Below are 560 nucleotides of genomic sequence, written 5' to 3'. Positions count from 1 at the left end.
GGCGATGACCGCGCTGCTGACGGCGCTGTGGGGCGTGCTGGCGGGCCTTGCCGGCGTGCGCACGGCGATTGCGCTCAGTGGCCTGCTGATGCTCCTGACCCCGCTGCTGCTGCCGCGCCGCGCGCTCAACATGAGCGCTGCTTGATGCTGCGGCCGCGGTCCTCGTAGGTAGCCGTGGATGGAGTTGCTACCTCACCCGCTGCTTCTCCAGCTTACGCGCCAGCGTGCGGCGGTGCATGCCGAGGCGGCGGGCGGCTTCGGAGATGTTGAAGTCGGTTTCGATCAGGGTCTGGTGGATGCGTTCCCATTCCAGCGTCTTGATCGACACCGACTCGCAGACCACCTCAATCACGCGGCTGCCATGCACACGCAACCGCCAGCCCCCGCTCGACACGGACTACACCAGCACAGGAGCGACCCGCCACCCCGGACCACACCGGCGCACGCCGACGCGACAGACAGAGCAGCAGCGCGCGAGGCACCAACCACGACCACCGCAACGTCGACGAGCACAGCCGGAGGACACACACAGCAAACACCGTCAACACACCGCGCAACGA

General features: G+C 67.7%; 1 pseudogene. It reads right to left on the bottom strand.

From position 1 onward, the window contains the following. Window positions 1-187 precede the first annotated feature (187 nt). Window positions 188-325: pseudogene (locus tag NS334_RS17975) on the bottom strand (helix-turn-helix domain-containing protein); the annotation flags it as partial. Window positions 326-560 lie beyond the last annotated feature (235 nt).

This window comes from Sphingomonas endophytica, assembly GCF_001476895.1.
In the GTDB taxonomy this organism is placed as follows: Bacteria; Pseudomonadota; Alphaproteobacteria; order Sphingomonadales; family Sphingomonadaceae; genus Sphingomonas; species Sphingomonas endophytica_A.
This window is presented reverse-complemented; position numbering and strand designations above follow the sequence as displayed.